The organism is Herbihabitans rhizosphaerae, assembly GCF_004216555.1.
GTDB classification, from domain to species: Bacteria; Actinomycetota; Actinomycetes; order Mycobacteriales; family Pseudonocardiaceae; genus Herbihabitans; species Herbihabitans rhizosphaerae.
On record NZ_SGWQ01000002.1, the window covers coordinates 98,184 to 117,009 of the forward strand.

8 protein-coding genes are annotated in these 18,826 nt (G+C 70.3%); all 8 read right to left on the bottom strand.

Translation table 11 applies throughout. The features are described from left to right. Nucleotides 1-26: 26 nt before the first annotated feature. The 8 genes from EV193_RS06030 to EV193_RS06065 all read right to left on the bottom strand — a co-directional run bounded on the left by EV193_RS06030 (nucleotide 27) and on the right by EV193_RS06065 (nucleotide 18,737). Nucleotides 27-1,721 (bottom strand): ABC transporter ATP-binding protein, encoded by a 1,695-nt coding sequence (locus EV193_RS06030; RefSeq protein ID WP_207222528.1) that lies wholly within the window; start codon nucleotides 1,719-1,721, stop codon nucleotides 27-29. Then, nucleotides 1,714-12,555 (bottom strand): non-ribosomal peptide synthetase, encoded by a 10,842-nt coding sequence (locus EV193_RS06035; protein WP_165401258.1) that lies wholly within the window; start codon nucleotides 12,553-12,555, stop codon nucleotides 1,714-1,716. The genes EV193_RS06030 and EV193_RS06035 overlap by 8 nt, the downstream gene beginning before the upstream one ends. A 48-nt stretch (nucleotides 12,556-12,603) precedes the next feature. Beyond that, nucleotides 12,604-14,391 carry an ABC transporter ATP-binding protein gene (locus tag EV193_RS06040; protein ID WP_130343015.1) on the bottom strand — a complete coding sequence of 596 codons (1,788 nt, stop codon included), beginning with the start codon at nucleotides 14,389-14,391 and terminating at the stop codon, nucleotides 12,604-12,606. Further along, the gene (locus EV193_RS06045) at nucleotides 14,388-14,597 is read right to left on the bottom strand and encodes an MbtH family protein (protein WP_130343016.1); all 210 of its coding nucleotides are present in this window, start codon (nucleotides 14,595-14,597) and stop codon (nucleotides 14,388-14,390) included. The genes EV193_RS06040 and EV193_RS06045 overlap by 4 nt, the downstream gene beginning before the upstream one ends. A 10-nt stretch (nucleotides 14,598-14,607) precedes the next feature. Beyond that, nucleotides 14,608-15,672 carry an iron-siderophore ABC transporter substrate-binding protein gene (locus tag EV193_RS06050; protein WP_130343017.1) on the bottom strand — a complete coding sequence of 355 codons (1,065 nt, stop codon included), beginning with the start codon at nucleotides 15,670-15,672 and terminating at the stop codon, nucleotides 14,608-14,610. Nucleotides 15,673-15,748: 76 nt separating this feature from the next. After that, complete coding sequence (locus tag EV193_RS06055) at nucleotides 15,749-16,579, bottom strand: ABC transporter ATP-binding protein (RefSeq protein WP_130343018.1); 831 nt, start codon at nucleotides 16,577-16,579, stop codon at nucleotides 15,749-15,751. After that, on the bottom strand, nucleotides 16,576-17,655 hold the full coding sequence (locus EV193_RS06060; protein WP_242613175.1) for a FecCD family ABC transporter permease: 1,080 nt from the start codon (nucleotides 17,653-17,655) through the stop codon (nucleotides 16,576-16,578). Before EV193_RS06060 ends, EV193_RS06055 begins: the two co-directional genes overlap by 4 nt. Beyond that, nucleotides 17,652-18,737, bottom strand: a complete 1,086-nt coding sequence (locus tag EV193_RS06065) for a FecCD family ABC transporter permease (protein ID WP_242613176.1) — start codon at nucleotides 18,735-18,737, stop codon at nucleotides 17,652-17,654. The genes EV193_RS06060 and EV193_RS06065 overlap by 4 nt, the downstream gene beginning before the upstream one ends. Nucleotides 18,738-18,826: the final 89 nt, after the last annotated feature.

Genomic DNA, 18,826 nt, shown 5'->3' on the forward strand with positions numbered 1-18,826 from the left:
GGTTGGTTCGTGCGCCCAGTGGGCGCTCAGCGCGCGACGGCGAGGCGGTAGGCGTCGTCGGTGGTGAGCAGGTCGCGGTGCACGCCTTCGGTGGCGACCGCGCCGTCGTCGAGCACGATCACGCGGTCGGCGACGTCCAGCAGTGCCGGGCTCGTGGTGATCACGATGGTGGTGCGGCCGGCTCGAAGCTTCGCCACGCGCTGGGCGATCAGTTGCTCGGTGACCGCGTCGACCGCTGTGGTCGGATCGTGCAGCACGAGGATGTCGGGCCCGGCGGCGAGGGCGCGGGCGAGGGCCAGCCGTTGGCGCTGGCCGCCGGAGAGGTTGGCACCGCGATCACGGACGCCGTAGTCGAGACCGTCGCGGTGCAGTGCCACGACGTCGGTCAGCATGGCGGCCTCGACCGCTTCGGGTACCAGCTTGCTCGTGCCGGACGGGTCGATGTTGGTGCGCAGCGTGCCGGCGAAGACCTCGCTGTGGCTGGGGTTGACCAGCAGTGTCGCGCGCACGCTGTCGACGGACAGCTCGGCGATCGCCTGGCCGTTCACTCGGACCACACCGTCGTGGTCGGCCGGCGGCACCTCGACGGCGAGGATCGCGGCCAGTTCGGCGGCGGTGCGCTGGGAGTGGGCCGCGATCGCGACGAAGGCGCCGGCCGGGACGTCGAACGTCACCTCGCGCAGCGACCCGTGGCGCACGCCGTCCAACTCGAGGCGCCCGCCCGATGGTGACGGCTGATCTCCCGGCGTCATCACGGGTGGGGCGGCGAGCACCAGCGCCATTCGGTCGGCCGAGGCGCGCGCCATCATCACGTACTTGGGCATCTCGGAGAACAGCTTGAGCGGCTCCATGATGAACTGCGCCAGCCCGACCGCCATGACGAGTTGGCCGATTGTCATCTGATTGTCGAAGGTCAACCAGCCGGCGATCAGTGTCACCGCGGCGGCCAACACGGAGTTGAGGGCGAGCGCGGTGCCGGCGTAGGTGCCGTTGGCCCGCGCGACCGTGATCGCCTGGCTCTTGGCCTGCGTGCTCATCTTCCGGTAGCCGACGAACGCCGCGTGGCTGCCGCCGAACCCGTGCAGCGGCCGCAGCCCGGCGATCAGGTCGGACACCTTCGCGCCGGCTCGGGCCACGCGCGCCTGCTGTTCCTTGGTGCTCGACCCGATCCGCCGCGACATCAGGCTCAGCACGGCGAGGATCGCGGCGGTCCCGAAGATCACCAGTAGGCCGAGCCAGATGCTGGCCATGGCCAGTGCGACCGCCGTGATCAACACCGCGACCAGTGAGCTGACCAGAAGTGGGACCACTTCGATGATGTCGGCGGTCTGGTCGGCGTCTTCGGTGGCGATGGTCAGTACCTCGCCCGATTTGAGATCCACGTCCTGCGCGACGGGCTGCAGCCCGCACCCGGCCACCCGCACCCGCCACCGGTGCGCCTCGGTCGTGTTGGCCTTCTGCAGGATGCGCATGCCGAACCGCCACGACATCGACACCGTCGTGATCACCGCGGCGAGCGCGAGAACGGACAGCCCGAGCGAGCCGAGGTTCCCGCCTCGGATCGCGAACTCGACGATGGCACCGAGCACGATGGGCACAGCCGTCTCGGCGGCCTGGTACATACCCATCAGCACCGTGCCGGCGGCCATCGCGCCTCGGTTACGGCGCAGCGCCAGCCGAAGAATCGCCGAACCTGTGCGGGCGTCGTTCTGATCAGTCATCAAGGTGAGAGGCAATCGCTTCCGGTGTGCCCAGCGAGAGTAGGTCACGAATGGTGATCACGGGCCCGAACTCGCGGCGCAACAACCCGATCAGCCGAACCGCCAGCATCGAGTGACCGCCCAGCGAGACGAAGTCGCTGTCCACCCCGACCTCGTCGTCGTCAAGGTCGAGCGCCTCGGCGAACAGCTCGCAGACAATCGTCTCGGTCTCCGTGCTGGGCGCGCGCCTCCCGCCGGTCAGCGCGCCGAGTGGCTTGGCCTCCGGCAACGCCGTCGTGTCGGCTTTTCCGTTGACCGTCAAGGGAATCGCGTCGACCCGCGCGTAGTGCGTGGGCCGCAGGTAGTCGGGCAGGCCGGCGCCCACCTCGGCCGCGACGACCGCCAGATCGGTGTCGTCCAGCACGAGGTAGGCCGCGAGCCGGTAGGCGCCGTCGACCTGCGGATCGGACTGCGCGACGGCGGCGACGAACCGCACCGCCGGATGCGCCGCGAACGCCGCCTCGACCTCGCCCAGCTCGACCCGGTGCCCCCTGATCTTGACCTGCTTGTCGGTGCGGCCCAGGTACATCAGGTTGCCGTCGGGGCGTCGCTGGACCAGGTCGCCGGTGCGGTACATCCGCTCGCCGGGCACGTACGGACAGGCAACGAATCGCTCGGCGGTGAGTGCCGCCTGGCCCAGATATCCTCGGGCGATCCCGATTCCGGACACGTACAGCTCGCCCGGAACGCCGTCGGGCACCGGCCGCAGCCACGGGTCGAGCACGTACACGTCGGTGTTGTCGATCGCCACGCCCACAACGGGATCGGCGCAGTCGAACGTGCCGACGCCGAGCGTGTTGATCGTGTACTCGGTCGGCCCGTACAGGTTGTAGCCGACCACGCCGTCGGTGTCCGCGAGCCGCTGCCACAGCGTGGGCGTGACCGCCTCGCCGCCGAGCAGGATCAGCGGCGGCCGGCGCTCGGCGTCGTCCAGCAGGCCCTCCGCGACCAGTTGCTGCGCGTAGGTCGGCGTCACGTTGATCACGTCGATGCGGTGTTCGAGGCAGTAGGCGACCAGGCCCGTGGCGTCCCGGCGCAGCTCCTCGTCACAGATGTGCACCTCGTGGCCGTCGGCGAGCCAGAGCAGTTCCTCCCACGACATGTCGAAGGCGAACGACACGGTGTGCGCGATGCGGAACGTGCGGTGGCCGTGCTCGGCCAGCACCGGCTCGAAGATCCGGCGCTGGTGGTTGATCAGCATGTTGGTCAGGCCGGCGTACTCGGTCACCACGCCCTTGGGCTTGCCGGTCGAGCCCGAGGTGTAGATCGTGTACGCGGCGTGCCGCAGCCGGTTCGGGTCCTCCGGGGTGAACGTCACGACGGGTTCGGCGGCCGGCAGCGGACGGTCCAGTTCGAGCAGTTCCGCGCCGACGATGCGGGGGACCACGGCGCTCACGGTGAGGATCAGGTCGGGGCGCGCGTCGGCGACGATCGCGGCGATCCGCTCGTCCGGGTGATCCAGTTCGAGTGGCACGTAGGCCGCGCCGCAGCGCAGGATCGCGAACAGCGCGACGATCGAGTCCAGCGACCGGGGGACCGCGATGGCGACCGTGCTGCCAGGCCCGATCCCTTGCGCGGCAAGCACTCCGGCGACCTCCCGGGTGCGGTCCCGCAGGTGCGCGAAGGTCATCGTGTCGCCGTGCGCGACCAGTGCGATCCGGTCCGGGTTGGCGTCGGCCGCGCGGTCGAAGCGGTCCACGACCGTGTCGGTGGTGATGTCGGTGCGCTCGGAGATCGCCGGCGCGGGGCCGGTGCTCGGCAGCGCGCCGACCAGTCCGTCCGATGTGGACAGTGCGTCGAGGAGGCGCAGGTAGTCGTCCAGCATCCGGCGGGCGGTCGCCGCGTCGGTGATCTCGTCGCGGTACTCCAGCTTGATCGCGAGCCGGTCGCCGGGGGTGACCACCCAGGTGAACGGGTAGTGCGTGGAGTCCTCCGCGTCGACATCGGTGATGCCGTGCGCGGAGTTCATCGCGGCGAACTCTTCCTCGTCGAGGAAGTTCTGCAGCACGAACAGCGTGTCGAAGAGCTGGTCGTGGCCGCTGGCGCGCTGGATCTCGCCGAGGCCGAGGTGATCGTGCTCCATCGCGGCCACCCGGTCGGCCTGCACGCCGGCCAGGTACCGCTCGACGGTGTCGTCCGGCCGGGCCTTGGTGCGTGTCGGCACGGTGTTCAGCAGGACGCCGACGATCCCTGACAAGTCGCCAGTCGTGTCACCGATGTCCGTGGCCTCGCGGCCGGACACGGTGATCCCGAAGACCGCGTCGGCCCGGCCGGTTTCGCTGCCGAGCAACAGGCCGAACGCGCCGGTGAGTACCGAGTTGAGCGTGACACCGTGCCGCCGCGCGGCCTGGCGGATCCGCTCGGATTCCTCGACGGACAGCGAGTGCGTGATCTTGCTCGGCAGCGCGTCGGACAGCTTCGGCGCCTCGCCGGCGAGCAGGGTCGGGCCGGGGAGATCAGCGAGATTCGCGGCCCAGAACTGTTCTGCCGCAACGGAATCCTTCGCCGCCAACGCGCGGGTGTACGCGTCGAAACTCGGCGTGGCCGGCGTGGAGTCGAGCACGCCGCCGTCGACGATCGTGCGATACGCGTCGAACAGATCGCGCAGCACCACCGCGCGCGACCAGCCGTCCCACAGCAGCAGGTGGTAGCTGAGCAGCAGGCCGTCGTGCTTGTCGTCCAGCCGCACCACGGTGAGCCGCACCAGCGGCGGTGCGCTCGCGTCGAAGCCGGTGTCACGGTCCTCGGTGCGCAGCGCCTCCAGCGTGCCGTCCGGCTCGCCGCGCAGGTCGACCGTGTGCACCGGAACCCGGATGCCGGGCCGCAAAATCTGCACGGGCGCGCCGGTGTCGTCGGTGCTGAACCCGGCGCCGACCACCGGGTGTCGCGCGATCACGTGCGCCATCGCGTCGGCCAGCGCGTCGGTGTCGAGGCGCCGGTCGAAGGTGAACCAGCTCTGCGCGACGTAGTGGCCGGCCGAACCGGCCAACTCGGCCTGGAAGTACAACCCGCGCTGCAGCGGCGAGACCGGTGCGGTGCGTTCGGCGGTCTCCGCGCCGTCCGCGATCCGCTCCAGCGCGCGTGTCCAGTGCTCGGTCAACTCGTCGGGTACGCCGTCGGCCAGGTGGAACGACGCGTGCAGGGCACCGGTCGTCCCGTCCAGCCAGGTGTTGACCTCGACGGCGTACGGGCTGGGCTGATCGCCGGCGTCGAGGTGCAGCGTGTCGTCCTCGGTGCCCCGGCCGAGGTAGTTGAACAACACCTGCGGCCGCTCGCCGAGCAGATTCGCCGTCTGCGGGTTGAGGTAGCGGAGCTGGCCGTAGGCGAGGTGCGCGCGCTCGTCCGGCTGCCGGTCGGTGATCTCGCGAGCCGCCGCGATCGGGTCGGTGTGCGCGGTCAGCCGCAGCGGCGCGATCGCGGTGAACCAGCCGACCGTGCGCGCGTAGTCGTGGTGTTCGAGTACGGGCACCCGACCGTGCCGTTCGAGTTCGATCGCCAGGTCGTCCGGGTGGATCTCGGTGAGCGCGGTGCGCAGCGCGCCGAGGAGCAGCTCGGTGAGGCCGATGCCGAGTGCGGCGGGGGCCATGCGCGCCACCCGGTCGGTGATCTCGGGTGCTAGCTCGACGGTGATCTCGCGCCGGCTGGTGACCTCGGGGAGCAGCGGGGGAGCGGCGAGCGTGTCGATCCAGGTGGCGAGGCTGTCGACGCCGGACTGCGCCTGGATCACGAGCGCGTCGGCGTAGGCGGCGTACGGAGTGGTCGGCGCCGCAAGGGTTTCGCCGCGCATCGCCGTCGCCAGGTCGTCCAGCAGCACCAGCCAGGAGATCGCGTCGACCGCCAGGTGGTGCGCCACGATCACCAGCGTGCGGCTGCTCTCGATCCAGGCGAACGCGATCGTGCTGCCGGCCTCGGGATCGAGCCGGGCGGCCAGCTCGTCGGCCACCGCGGGCGAATCGGCGCGGTCAACCGTGACCTCTCGGTCCGGATCGGTGCGCAGCGACCAGATGCCGTTGTCGATGTGCAGCCGCAGGCGCAGGGCGGCGTGCGCGGCGACGACCTCGGCGGCCGCGCGTTCTGCGTCCGCGAAACCGGTGCCGTCCGGCGCGGTGAGCGTCCGCGCCTGGGCGAACCCGGCGAGCGGGCCGCCGATTTCCCGCTGCCGCAACATGATCGGCGTCGGGGCGACCGGGCCGTCAGCCACGGGCTCGGGCTGTGCGACCGGCTGGACCCCGCAGTGGGCGGCCAGCGCGCGCGGCGTCTTACGCAGGAACACGTCGCGCGGCGCGATCGGCACGCCGAGCGCTCTGGCCCGGTTGACCACCGTGATCGCGATGATGCTGTCGCCGCCGGCCATGAAGAAGTCGGTGTCACCGTCCACAGTGGACTCGGGCAGTACGTCCGCGAAGATCTCGACCAGTGTCGTGAGCGCGGAATCCGTTGCCTCGCGGGGCTTTTCCGCACGTGCGGCACCGGCGGTCAGCGCTGTGCGGTCCAGCTTGCCGTTGATGGTCAGCGGCAGCGCGTCGACCGTGATCACCCGCTGCGGCACCATGTGCGCGGGCAGCGTGGCACCCAGCCGCGCGGTGAGATCGACCGGCGCGTGCCCGACGACATGCGCCACAAGGTGATCGTCGGTGTCGGCGACGGTTACCGCCGCGTCGACCACACCGTCCACCTCGCGCAGCGCCGTCTCCACCTCGCCCAGCTCGATGCGGAAGCCCTTGAGCTGCACCTGATCGTCGGCGCGGCCGGCGAATTCCAGCTCGCCGTCCAGCGTTCTGCGCGCGAGATCGCCGGTGTAGTACATGCGCGAATCGTTGCCGGAGAACGGGTTCGCCACGAACCGGCTCGCGGTCAGGCTCGGCTTGCCCAGATAGCCGAGCGCCACCTGATCGCCGGCCACGTAGATCGTGCCGATCTGTCCCGGCGCGACCGGCCGCAGTTGATCATCGAGCAGGTAGGTGACCAGACCGGGGACCGGCCCGCCGATCGGGCTCACGTCACTCTCGGCGAAGTCGTCGTCGCCGAGCACCCGGTGCGTGACGTGCACCGTGGTCTCGGTGATGCCGTACATGTTGACCAGCTCGGGTGATCCGGTGCCGTGCCGCTCGACCCAGCCGCGCAGCCGGCCGAGGTCCAGTGCCTCGCCGCCGAAGATGATGCGGCGCAACGAGTTCGGCGAGCGGTCGGCCTGCCGGTCGGCCTCGGCGAACTGGTAGAACGCCGACGGAGTCTGGTTGAGCACGGTCACCCCGCGCTCGCAGACGAGCCGGTGGAAGTCGACCGGCGAGCGGGTCAATCCGTGGTCCGGAATGATCAGCCGGCCGCCGTGGCACAGCGCGCCCCACAGCTCCCAGACCGCGAAGTCGAACGAGTACGAGTGGAACTGGGTCCACACGTCGTGCGGCCCGAACTCCATGTCCTGCTTGGTGTTCGCGAGCAGCGACACCACGTTCGCGTGCGACACCACGACGCCCTTGGGCTTGCCGGTCGACCCGGACGTGTAGATCACGTATGCCGGGTTCGTCCAGTCCATGGGGGCCGGCACCGGGCCGTCCGCGTCGATCTCGTCGCCCTCGACGAAGACGCGCGCGGACACCCCGGCGTTGGCCAGCAGCCGCTCGAAGCGCTCCCGCTGGTCCCGCTCCACCAGCACCACTTCGGGCGCGACGTCGCCGAGGACGTACTCCAGCCGCTCGTCCGGGTAGGCAAGATCGAGTGGCACGTACGCGCCGCCCGCCGTCGCGACCGCGATCAGCGCGATCACCTGTTCTGGCGATCGGGGGAGCGCGATCGCCACTCGCTTGCCCGGCCCGATGCCCAGCGTGTGCAGCGCCGAGGCGAGCCGATTCTTCGCGGCGGACAGCTCCTCGTAGGTCAGCGATCGGGTGCCGCCGTCGAGCCGGCACAGGGTCAGCGCGGTGGCCGCCGGATCGCGCTCGGCGGCGGCGTCGTACAGCTGTGCCAACGTTTTCGGCTCGACGGGTGCGGGCGTGCGGGCGGCGAGCGTCGGGGTGGCGACGGGCTGCTCCGGCTCGGCGAGCAGGGTGGTGAGCGTGTCGACGAACGTGCGCAGGATCGACCGGGCGGTGGCCTCGCGCAGCACCGTGCCGTCGTAGATCAGGTTGAACCGCTCCCGGCCCTCGACCACCAGGGTCAGCGGATAGTGCGGCGCGCCGTCGTTGACGATCTCGGTCACCGTGATGTCGCCGCCCGCGTCGCGCAGCTCGGCGGTGTCGGTTGCGACGTCGAACACGACCAGGGTGTCGAACAGCGCGCCGCTGGTGTTGGCCTGCCGTCCGATCCGGGTCAGTGACACGTGCTGGTGCTCCAGCACCGCCGTCTGGTGTTCGGTAACCGAGTCGATCAGGTCGCGTGCGGTCGTTTTCCCAGTCCACCGCACGCGCACCGGAATCGTGTTGATGAACAGGCCCACCATGTCCTCGATGCCGGGCACCGGTGCGTCGCGGCCGGACACAGTCGAGCCGAACACCACGTCGTCGGTGCCCAGGATGCCGCCGAGGGTCACTGCCCACGCGCTGTGCACCGCCGCGCTCACCGGCACGCCCGGCGGCAGTTCGCCCATCGGCACCGTGGTCTCGGCGAAGGTGGCCGACGGCGTGTGGTCCGGGGCGACCAGTGACGGGCCGGGCAGATCGGCGAGCTGCTCGCGCCACACCCAGTCGCCCTCGTCGGCGTCCCGGCCGGCCAGCCAGCGCACGTAGTCCGCGTAGCCGCCGCGTGTATACGCCGTGCCGGGTGCGGTGTACTCGGCCAGCAGCGCACGCAGCATCGGCGGCACCGACCAGCCGTCGGCGATGATGTGGTGCACGGTCTGCACCAGCACCGAGCGCGTCGGGCCGGTTCTGATCAACGTGAAGCGCATCAGCGGGCCGGTCGACAGGTCGAATCCAGCACGGCGATCGCGGTCGGCGTAGGCGCGGATCTCGTCGTCGGTGATCCCGGGGCGGTCCAGCGTGGTGAACGCCGGCGCCAGCCCGCCGTCGAGTACGGACACCACGCGCCCGTCGGCGAGTCCGACGAACCGGGCGGCCAGGTTCGGGTAGATCGCGAGCAGCCGGGTGGCCGCCGCCCGCAGCCGCTCGGCGTCCACATTTCCTTGCAGCGTCAGGAGTTGCTGCTCGACGTAGCTGTGCGCCGAGTCGTCGTCGAAGATCGAGTGGAAGTACAGGCCCTCCTGCAGCGGGCTCAGCGGGAGGATGTCGCGCAGTGCCGGGCCGTCCAGCGCGTCCACGTCGGCCTGGGTGAGCGGCACGAGGTCGAAGTCGCTGGGGGAGTGCCCGCCGTGGTCGAGCGTGGCGAGTGCTTCGAGTGTGGCGCGAAAGTGGTCGCCGATCGTGGTGATGTCGTCGTCGGTGAACACGCCGTCGGGCCAGGAGATGACCGTGGCCAGCTCCAGTTCGCCGGTGGCACCCGGTTCGGCGATGGCGTTGAACTCCAGCGCGCGGGGCAGCGGCATGGCCGGATCGCGCTTCTCGCCGAGCTGCTCGGTGGTGCCGGTCATCCGCCATTCGCCACCCTCGCCGCCTTCGAACCGGCCGAGGTAGTTGAACAGCACTTGTGGTTGCGGCTGGCCGATTTCCTCGTCGGTGAGGTGGTTCAGCACGCCGTAGGACAGGCCGTTGCGGGGGAGGCGGGCGAGGTCTTCCTTGACTGATTTCAACGCGGCGGACAGGCGCGCCGGGTTGGTCCAGTCGGCAGTGCCCGGGTCGACGGTGACCGGGCACAGCGTGGTGAACCAGCCGACCGTCCGCGACAGCTCCGGCTCGATCCCGACCGCGGCGGCCACGTGCCGCCCCTCGCGGCCGTGCCCCTCCAGTTCGACGTGCGCGAACGTCTGCGCCTGGCCCTGATCGCGGCGCCAGCGTGCGAGTGCCACGGTCAGCCCGGTGAGCAGCACGTCGTTGACCCGGCCGTGGAACTTTGCCGGCACCTCGGTCAGCAGCGCGGCCGTGGTGGCCGGGTCAACGGTCACCACGCGGGTCCGCTCGGTCGCGACCGTGTCGGACTCGGTGACCGCACGCCGGCCGAGCGGCTGATCGATGTCGGGCAGCGGACGGCGGAAGTACTCCAGATCGGCCGCGAACCCGTTGCCAGCAGCCAGTTCCAGCAACTGCGTCCAGCGGCGGAACGACGTGCCGACCGCGGGCAGGTTGATCGGCTCGCCCGTGTCGAGCTGGCGCCAGGCCAGCGCGAGATCGTCCAGCAGGACGCGCCAGGACACGCCGTCGATGATCACGTGGTGCGCGACCAACACGAGTTGCCGTGCCGCGCGGCGCCACACCGCGGTCAGCATCACGCCCGCGTCGGGGTCCAGTCCGGCGGATGCCGAGGCGACACAGTCTTCGAGCGGCTCGTCGCTCTTCGACCACGGCACGGTGCCGTGCTGTGTCTCGTGCTGGGGTACCTCGAATCCCCACGCGGTACCGCGAATCAGCTTGGCGCGCAGCATGTCGTGCCGTCGCGCGAGCGCGTCGAGCATCTCGCCGAGCGCCTCGGGCGTCAGGCCGTCCGGGGTGCTGACCACGACCGATTGCACGAACCCGTCGATCGCGTCGGTGGTCTCGCCGAGCCACCGCGTGATCGGCGATCCGGTGATCGGCCCGGTCGCGACGTCGTCGTGGTCGACCGACGCGTCCTCCCGGCTGGCGACCGCTGCCAGATCGCGGGGAGTCATGTGCTTGAAGATCTGGGTGGCCGTGACGAACAGGCCCGCGTCGCGCAGCGTGCTCAGCAGGGAGATCGCGAGGATGCTGTCGCCGCCCAGCTCGAAGAAGTTCTGGTCGGCGCCGACCCTCGGCAGCCGCAGCACGGACGCCACCGCCGCGCAGACGGCGCGCTCGTCGTCGGTGGCCGGCGGGGTCAGCTCGTGCGTCTCGACGGTCGGCTCGGGGAGTGCTCGGCGGTCCAGCTTTCCGTTGGCAGTCAAGGGAAACTCGGGCAGCACGACGATGTGCGCCGGCACCATGTACTCGACCATGTGCTCGGCGGCCCACGTCTTGATCTCGTCGGCGCGCAGGTCCTCGCTGCCGGTGGCCGGGACGACGTAGCCGACCAGGTAGGTCCCGCCCGCGGAGTTCTTCTTGGCGACCACGCAGGTGTGCCGCACCCGGGGGTGCTCGGCGAGGCTCACCTCCACGTCCTCGGTCTCCAGCCGCATGCCGCGGATCTTGACCTGGTTGTCCGCGCGGCCGAGGAAATCGAGCGAGCCGTCCGGATGGAATCGGGCCAGGTCGCCGGTCCGGTAAAGGCGCGAGCCGTCGTTCTTGAACGGATTCGCCACGAATCTCGTGGCGGTCAACGCGGGCGCGTTGATGTAGCCGCGGCCGAGCAGGAATCCGCCGACGTACAATTCGCCGCCGACACCGGTGGGTACCGGCCGCAATTCCTCGTCGAGGACGTACAACTCGGTGTTCGGATTCGCCTTTCCGATCGACGTGGAGAGCCGTTCCGCCTCGCCTCGATAGATGACGTGCGAGACGCCGATCGTGGTCTCCGCCGGGCCGTAGCCGTGGTACATGGGAATGTCGAGCTGGGTGCGAAACCGTTCGTACAGCTCGGGTGTGAGCACCTCGCCGCCACACCACACGTGCCGCAGGCTGTCCAGCCGATCACCGCCCTTGGCGATCTCCAGCAGCACGTCCAGCATGGACGACACGAGATACACGAATGTCACGCGATTCTCGGCGATCGTGTGCAGCAAATGGTGCGGATCGCGTTCCCCGCCGGACGGCACGATCACCACTCGGCCGCCGGAGACGAGTGGCAGGAAAATCTCGTTGATCGAGATGTCGAAGGACAACGGCGCCTTGAACAACGACGCGTCGTCGATTCCGAATTTCAGGATCTCGTGCACCTGCCACAGCAGCCGCTCGCTGATGGCCTCGTGCCGAATCATCGCGCCCTTGGGGCGGCCGGTCGAACCGGACGTGAACATCACGTAGGCGAGCGCCGGCCCGGGAATCGCGATGTCGACCAATTCGGTGGGGTAGTGCCCGAACCGCCATTCGCCGAGATCGACCGGTACGGCGTCGGGTTCACCCTCGGGCCGTTCGCCGGAGTCGTTGAGCTGCAGCACGGCCCGCGCGTCCGCGATCACGACGGCGCGCCGCGCGGCCGGCCACTGCGGGTCCAGCGGCACGAACGCGCATCCGGCCTGGAGCACGCCGAGCAGGCCGACCACCATCTCGGCGGACCGTCCGAGCGAGATGCCGACCACCTGCTCGGCGGTGAGCCCCCGGTCGATCAGGTGCCGGGCGAGCTGGTTGGAGCGGTCGAGCAGTTCCCGGTAGGACAGCGACCGATCGCCGTCCACGACCGCGGTTGCGTCCGGACGCAGGCGCGCCTGCTCGCGGAACATCTCCACGATGGTCGGGCGCTCGCGCGGGGCGTCGGTGTCGTTCCAACGCGCGAGCGTCTCCAGTCGGAGCGCGGTGCTGTCCGGGCCGATCGTGCCGACCGGGCGGTTGGGGAACTCGGCCAGGTCGTCCAGGGCCAGCCGGGCGTCGTCGAGCGACACCTCGGCGGGAACCGTGATGGCCCAACCGTTCTGGGGCGTCTCGACCGCCCACCGCGTGTGCTCGGCGGACTTGTCGACCCACGCGAGGATCTCGTCGAACAGCGTCGCCGCGGTCACGTCCAGGCCGTCGACCCGCAGGCTCGCGCCCTCGGCCCAGTACGCCAACGCGATCGCGCTGGCGGCCGCGATGGTTCCGGGGGAGTACTCGTCCGTCCGGCGCTGGATCTCGGCGATCCGCTCTGTCGAGAGCAGCACTTCACGACTCCCAAATCCCAGGTAAGCCTTACCTAACCGCGATCGACACTAGCTGGCCCGTCGCCACGCGGTCCAGAGCCGGGAGTAGCGCCCACCCAGCGCGACCAGCTCTTCGTGCGTGCCCTGCTCGACGATGCGGCCGGCTTCCAGTACGGCGATCCGGTCCGCCGCCATGGCCTGCGTCAAACGGTGCGCGACCAGCAGAGTGGTGCGGCCACGGCAGGCGGCCAGCGCAGCCCGTTCGAGTTCGGCGGCGCCCTGACTGCCCGCCTCGGCGGTCGACTCGTCCAGCACCACGACCGGTGAACGGCCCAGGACCAGGCGGGCCAGCGCGATCTGGGCGACCTTGGTCACGTCGAGACGTTCGCCACCCTCGCCGACGACCGAGTCGAGTCCGTCGGGCAGCGCGTCCACCCAGCCGCCGGCGCCGACCACGCGCAACGCCTCGGTCAGCTCCTCGTCGGTCGCCTTGGGCGCGGCCAGGCGCAGGTCCTCGGCGAGCGTGCCGGCGAACACGTGCGCCTCCTGGGTGAGAATGCTCACCAGCGAGCGCGCGTCCGCCTCGTCCAGGTCGACAAGGTCTGTCTGTCCAATGTGGACAGAGCCGTGCTGGGGCGTGCCGATGCCGGCGATCAGCGCGGCGAGCGTGGTCTTTCCCGCACCGGTCGCCCCGACGAGCGCGAGCGACGTCCCGGCCGGGATCTCCAGGTCGACCTCGTGCAGCACCGGCTGCTCGGAGTCGGGATAGCCGAAGGTCAACCCGCGCACCACCACCGGATACGCGCCGGCGTCCAGATCGGCCACGGCGGCCGAGCGCACCAGCCGGTCGCCATCGGACTCGGACAGCACGCCGACCAGCCGGGTCATGCTGGCGCCCGATTTCTGCGCCTCGTCGAAGGTGAACATGATGGCGCCCAACGGGTTGAACAGCCGGTGGAACAGCAGCGGCGCCACCGATACCTGGCCGAGCGTGGACATTCCGGCGTCCAGCAGGAAGTACCCGGCCACGATGATCAGCGACAGCCCGATGAACTCGGCGCGGTTCTCCCGCCCGACGAACCGGCCGAAGAACCGGAACACCTCGACGCCCAGGTCGCGCACCCGCCACGACTCGCGGGTGACCTTGTTCCGGAAGGTCTCCTCCAACCGGTAGGCGCGAACGGTGGCGATCCCGTCCAGGCCGCTGATCAGCGCCTGCGCGCGATCCGCCTGCGCCTCGCGCTGCGCCCGGTAGAGCTTCGCGGAGCGCGGCAGGTACCAGCGCAGCGCCACCGCGTACATCGGCAGCGCACAGGCGCCCGCGATGCCCAGCCGCCAGTCCAGCCCGAACATGCCGATCGTCGCGATCCCGACGAGCACCCCGGAGGAGAAGATCGTCGGGATCGCCGTGCGGATGCCCTTGGAGATGACCGCCACGTCGTCGCCGACCCGGGACAGCACGTCACCCCGGCCGACCTGCTCGACGCGGGTGCTCGGCAGGCCAAGTACGGAGCGGACCGCGCCCTCCCGCAGGCGCGCCAGCAACTCCGCGCCGAGCCGGCCGATCAGGTAGGTCGACGCGGCGGTGAGGACCGCCGCGGCGATCGCGGCGCCGACGATGGCCACGCCGATCGACACCAGCATCGATCGCGGCTCACCGCCGACCACCCCGTCGACGACCCGGCCGAGCAGCAGGATCGGCACCACCTGGAGCAGCGCCCCGACCACCGTGGTGAGCACGGTGGTCGAGGTGAGCCACGGCCTTGCGCGCAGGTTCGCACCGATCCAGCGCACCGCCTCCCGGCCGGTCGCGGTGCGGAGTGCCTGCCGCTCGGGCTGAACGTCGGTCGCGGTCACGCTCGCAGGCTGGCCGGCCGCATGTCGGTCCAGTTCGCCTCGATGTGGTCGAGGCACTCCTGGCGCGACGAGCCGCCGGTGTCACCGAAGGCGATCTCCCAGCCGGCCGGCACCTCCTTGAACGCCGGCCACAGGGAGTACTGCCGCTCCTCGTTGACCAGCGCGTAGAACCGGCCGTCCTGGTCGTCGAACGGGTTCTCCGACATCGCGAAACTCCTATTTGGCTGCCTTGACGATCTCGTCGATCGCGTACGGGAGGGACAGGACGGTGCTCTGCGACATCGCCGCGCCCACGGCCGGCTCCTCGCTGTCGAGCACGTAGGACACCCGGCCTTCGCGCACCGCCGGCAGGTTGGCGAACAGCGGGAAGTTCTTCAGCGCCTGCTGGTCGGCCTGGTCGCCGATGACGAAGATGCGGTCCACGTTGATCAGGTCGACGCGCTCGGGCGACAGCGTGGTGTAGAACTTGCCGGCGGCGATCTTGTCGATCTCCGTCACGCCCTTGAAACCGAGGTTGGTGAGGATCCGGCCGCGCACGTCGGTCGTGGTGAACGGCGCGATCGAGTTCTTGTACCAGGACACGGCGACCGCGGTCTTGCTGGCGAGCTCCGGGTGCGCCTGGCGGGCGGCGGCGAACTTGTCGTCGATCGCCTTGATCGCCTTCGCGCCCTCGTCCGGCTTGCCCAGCGCCTTCGCGATCTGCAGCGCGTTGTCCTGCCACGGCGCGCTGAACGGCTCCTTCTCGGCCTTGGTGCGGCCGACCGTCGGAGCGATCTTGGTCAGCCGGTCGTAGGCGGCCTGGTCGATGTCGGAGTACACGGCGACGATCAGATCCGGACGCAGCGCGGCGATCTTCTCGTAGTTCGGCGCCGGGTCACCGTTGGTCATGATGACCTCGGGCTTGTTGGTGGCCCAGACGCCCTTCACCCACGGCCACTGGGTGTTGATGTCGGGGCTCTGGCCGGGCGGGTTGCTGTACTGGTCGACCATGCCGACGGGCCTGATGCCGTAGCCGAGGATGGCCTGGTCGTCGGTGTAGCCGAGGGACACGACCCGCTTGGGCGCCTGCTTGATCTCGGTGGTCCCGAACGCGTGCTCGACGGTCGTGGGGAAGGTGCCGGCGGTGGCGCCGGCGATGCTGAGGTTCTCGGTGTCGGCGGGTGCGCCGCCGGAGCTCTCCGATCCACATCCCGCGAGCAAACCCGCCGTGGCGGCGATGGCGGTGAGCGCGATACCAGTGCGCTTCCAGGCCGTCGTGACTCTCGTTCGGGAGGACAGCATGCGACACCTCTCGTCGTGCGGATCCGAAACCACCCATTTAGGGCAGGCAAACCATACAGACGCTATTAAGGTAAGGCTAGCCTTTCAAGTCGGTGCGAAACGTCACGTGTGTGCGCCCGATGGGCACGATGAGCGGCCGGTCGCTGACCGGGTCCTCGATCACCCGCGCGCGCAGTCCGAACGCCTCGTGCAGCAGCTCGTCGGTCACCACGTCGCGCGGATGTCCTTGGGCCACAATGGATCCGGCCTTCATGACGATCAGGTTGTCGCTGTAGCGCACGGCCAGGTTCAGGTCGTGCAACACCATCACCACGGTGCGGCCCGTCTCGTGTAAGTCGTCGATGAGATCGATCACGTCGATCGCGTGCGCCAGGTCCAGATAGGTCGTCGGCTCGTCGAGCAGCAGCAGGTCGGTGCCCTGCGCGAGCGTCATCGAGATCCACACCCGCTGGCGTTGCCCGCCGGACAACGAGTCCACCGAACGGGTGGCCAGGTCGCCGACGCCGGTCATCGCCAAGGCTTTCTGGACCACCTCGGCGTCGTCGGAGGACCACTGCCGGATCCAGCTCTGGTGCGGGTGGCGGCCCCGGGCCACCAGGTCGGCGACGGTCAGCCCCTCCGGCGCGACCGGGGCCTGCGGCAGCAGCCCCAGCTTTTTGGCCACGTCCTTGGTCTTGAGCTTGGCGATGTCGCCGCCGTCCAGCACGACCGTGCCGCGCCTCGGCTTGAGTAGCCTGGACAGGGTCCGCAGCAGCGTGGACTTGCCGCAGCCGTTGGGGCCGATCACCGTGGTGATCACACCCGGCGGGATGCTGACGTCCAGCCCGTCGAGCACGACGGTGTCGCCGTACCCGACCGTGACGCCGCGCGTCCCCAGTCGGGTGATCTCGCCGTTCTGAACGGTCATGCGTCCCTCCTCAGGTTCGCCCGGACCAGCAGGTAGACCAGGAACGGACCGCCGATCATCGCGGTGACGATCCCGACCGGCAGCGAGATCGGCAGGACGGTCCGCGCGACCAGATCGGCACCGAGCAGCAGCAGCGCCCCGAGTACACCGGCGGCCAGCAGCGGCGGCGTGGGGGAGCGCAGCAGCCGCATGGCGACCTGCGGTGCGATCAGCGCGACGAACGGGATCGGGCCGGCCGCGCTCACCGCGACGCCGGCCAGCAGCACCGCGCACAGCAGCAGGATCGCCCGGACCAGGGCCAGCCGGATCCCGAGGCCGGACGCGACGTCGTCGCCGAAGTGCATCGGCTTGAGGTGGAACGCGACCGCGAGCACGACGGTCACCAGCGCGACCGTGCACCACAGCGCGATCCAGACCTCGTGCCAGGACCGCTCCTCCAGCGAGCCGACCAGCCACACCTGCGCGCGGGCCACATCGCGGATGTCGGCGGTGACCAGCAGCCAGGTGGTGATCGCCTCCATCACGGCGCTGACCGAGACGCCGATCAGGATCAGCCGGAACCCGTCGATGCCGCGCCGCCACGCCAGGAAGTACACCAGCAGGCCGGTGCCGAGACCGCCGATCAGGGCCGCCGCCGGCAGGCCGATCGTGTTGGTGATCGTGCTGGCCGCGCCGCCGGTCACGGTCACCAGGAACACCGCCACCGCGCTCGCGCCCCAGGTGATGCCGAGTACGTCCGGGCTGGCCAGCGGGTTGCGCGCGATCGACTGCGTCAGCGCGCCCGCGATGCCCAGCGCGAACCCGGTGATCAACCCGACCAGTGCGCGCGGCATCCGCAGGTCCATGATCACGAACGTGTCGAGCCGGTCGCCCTGGCCGAAGATCGTGCTGATCACCTGGGGGAGACCGATCTGGAAGTCGCCGAGCCCGATCGAGAGGCAGAACAGCAGGAACGTCGCGGCCAGCAGCAGCACGGAGACCAGCACGCCCCACGGCCGCCAGACCAGCGACAGCCGTCCCACCCGCAGGCCGGGCGGGACGTCCGCCGTGGTGTCACGCTCCAGGTCGTCGATCACGTCCGCTTGAACCTTCCGAGCCACACCAGCGCGGCGAAGAACGGCGCGCCGATCAGCGCCACCACGATGCCCGCCTGCAGTTCGTCCGGCCGCGCCACGAGCCGGCCGATCACGTCGCAGACCAGCAGGATCACCGCGCCGAGCAGCCCGGCGTAGGGGACCAGCCAGCGAAAGTCCGGCCCGGTGCGGTACCGGGCGAGGTGCGCGACCATCAGGCCGAGGAACGTGATCGGGCCGCAGGCCGCGGTCGCGGCACCCGCCAGCAGCGTGATCGCGAGCATGCCGATGGTCCGGCTCAGCGCGATGTTCGCGCCGAGTGCGCGTGCCACGTCGTCGCCCAGGTTGAGCAGGTTGATCGAGGGCAGGTTGACCAGCGTCAGGATCAGACCGACGACGACGAACAGCGCGGCGATCCAGATGACGCCCCAGCCGACTCCGGCCACCGAGCCCGCGTTCCACTGCCGCAGCGCGTCCAGCGACGCCTTGTCGGCCAGCGCGACCGCGGTGGTCATCGCGGCCAGGAAGATCGCGATGCCCTGGCCGGCGAGTACGAGGGTGAGCGGGTTCCCGGCGCCCCGGCCGAGGCTGGACAGTCCGAACACGACCGTGCCGGCCGCCGCCGCGCCCAGGAACGCGAACCAGACGTACTGCACCGGGTTCTGGAAGCCGAACAGGAAGATCGCCAGCACCACGGCGAACGAGGCGCCGGCGTTGATGCCGAGCAGGCCGGTGTCGGCGATCGGGTTGCGGGTGTGCCCCTGGATCAGCGCGCCGGCGACGCCGAGCGCGATGCCGGCGACGATCGCGAGGACCGTTCTCGGTACGCGCACGGTCTGCACGATCAGCGTGATCTCGTTGGCCGCCGGGTCGTTGCCCGTATCGGCGAACAGCCCGTGCCACACCTCGGCGAGGCTGAGCCCTCGAGCGCCGACGGCCAGCGACACGGCGGCGGCGACCAGGATCGCCGCGGCCAGCACGACGATGCCGACCACTCGGCGGCGGCGCAGGCGGGTGACCTCGGCGGCCTCGGGTCCGGAGTGCACCGGGCCGGGCTGCTCTGTCACCACACCCACGTCGGCCACGTCTTCCTCGATCGACTGACGAGCCCGCCGATCACGGCCAACTCCGCATCCCGCGGGACTCTACTCGACTGAACGCCCATCCTGTAAGG

Excerpts from the sequence above, each read along its gene's own strand:
- EV193_RS06045 (WP_130343016.1), bottom strand. The coding sequence starts at position 14,597 with ATGTCGGAGAACCCGTTCGACGACCAGGACGGCCGGTTCTACGCGCTG.
- EV193_RS06055 (WP_130343018.1), bottom strand. The coding sequence starts at position 16,579 with ATGACCGTTCAGAACGGCGAGATCACCCGACTGGGGACGCGCGGCGTC.
- EV193_RS06030 (WP_207222528.1), bottom strand. The coding sequence starts at position 1,721 with ATGACTGATCAGAACGACGCCCGCACAGGTTCGGCGATTCTTCGGCTG.
- EV193_RS06050 (WP_130343017.1), bottom strand. The coding sequence starts at position 15,672 with ATGCTGTCCTCCCGAACGAGAGTCACGACGGCCTGGAAGCGCACTGGT.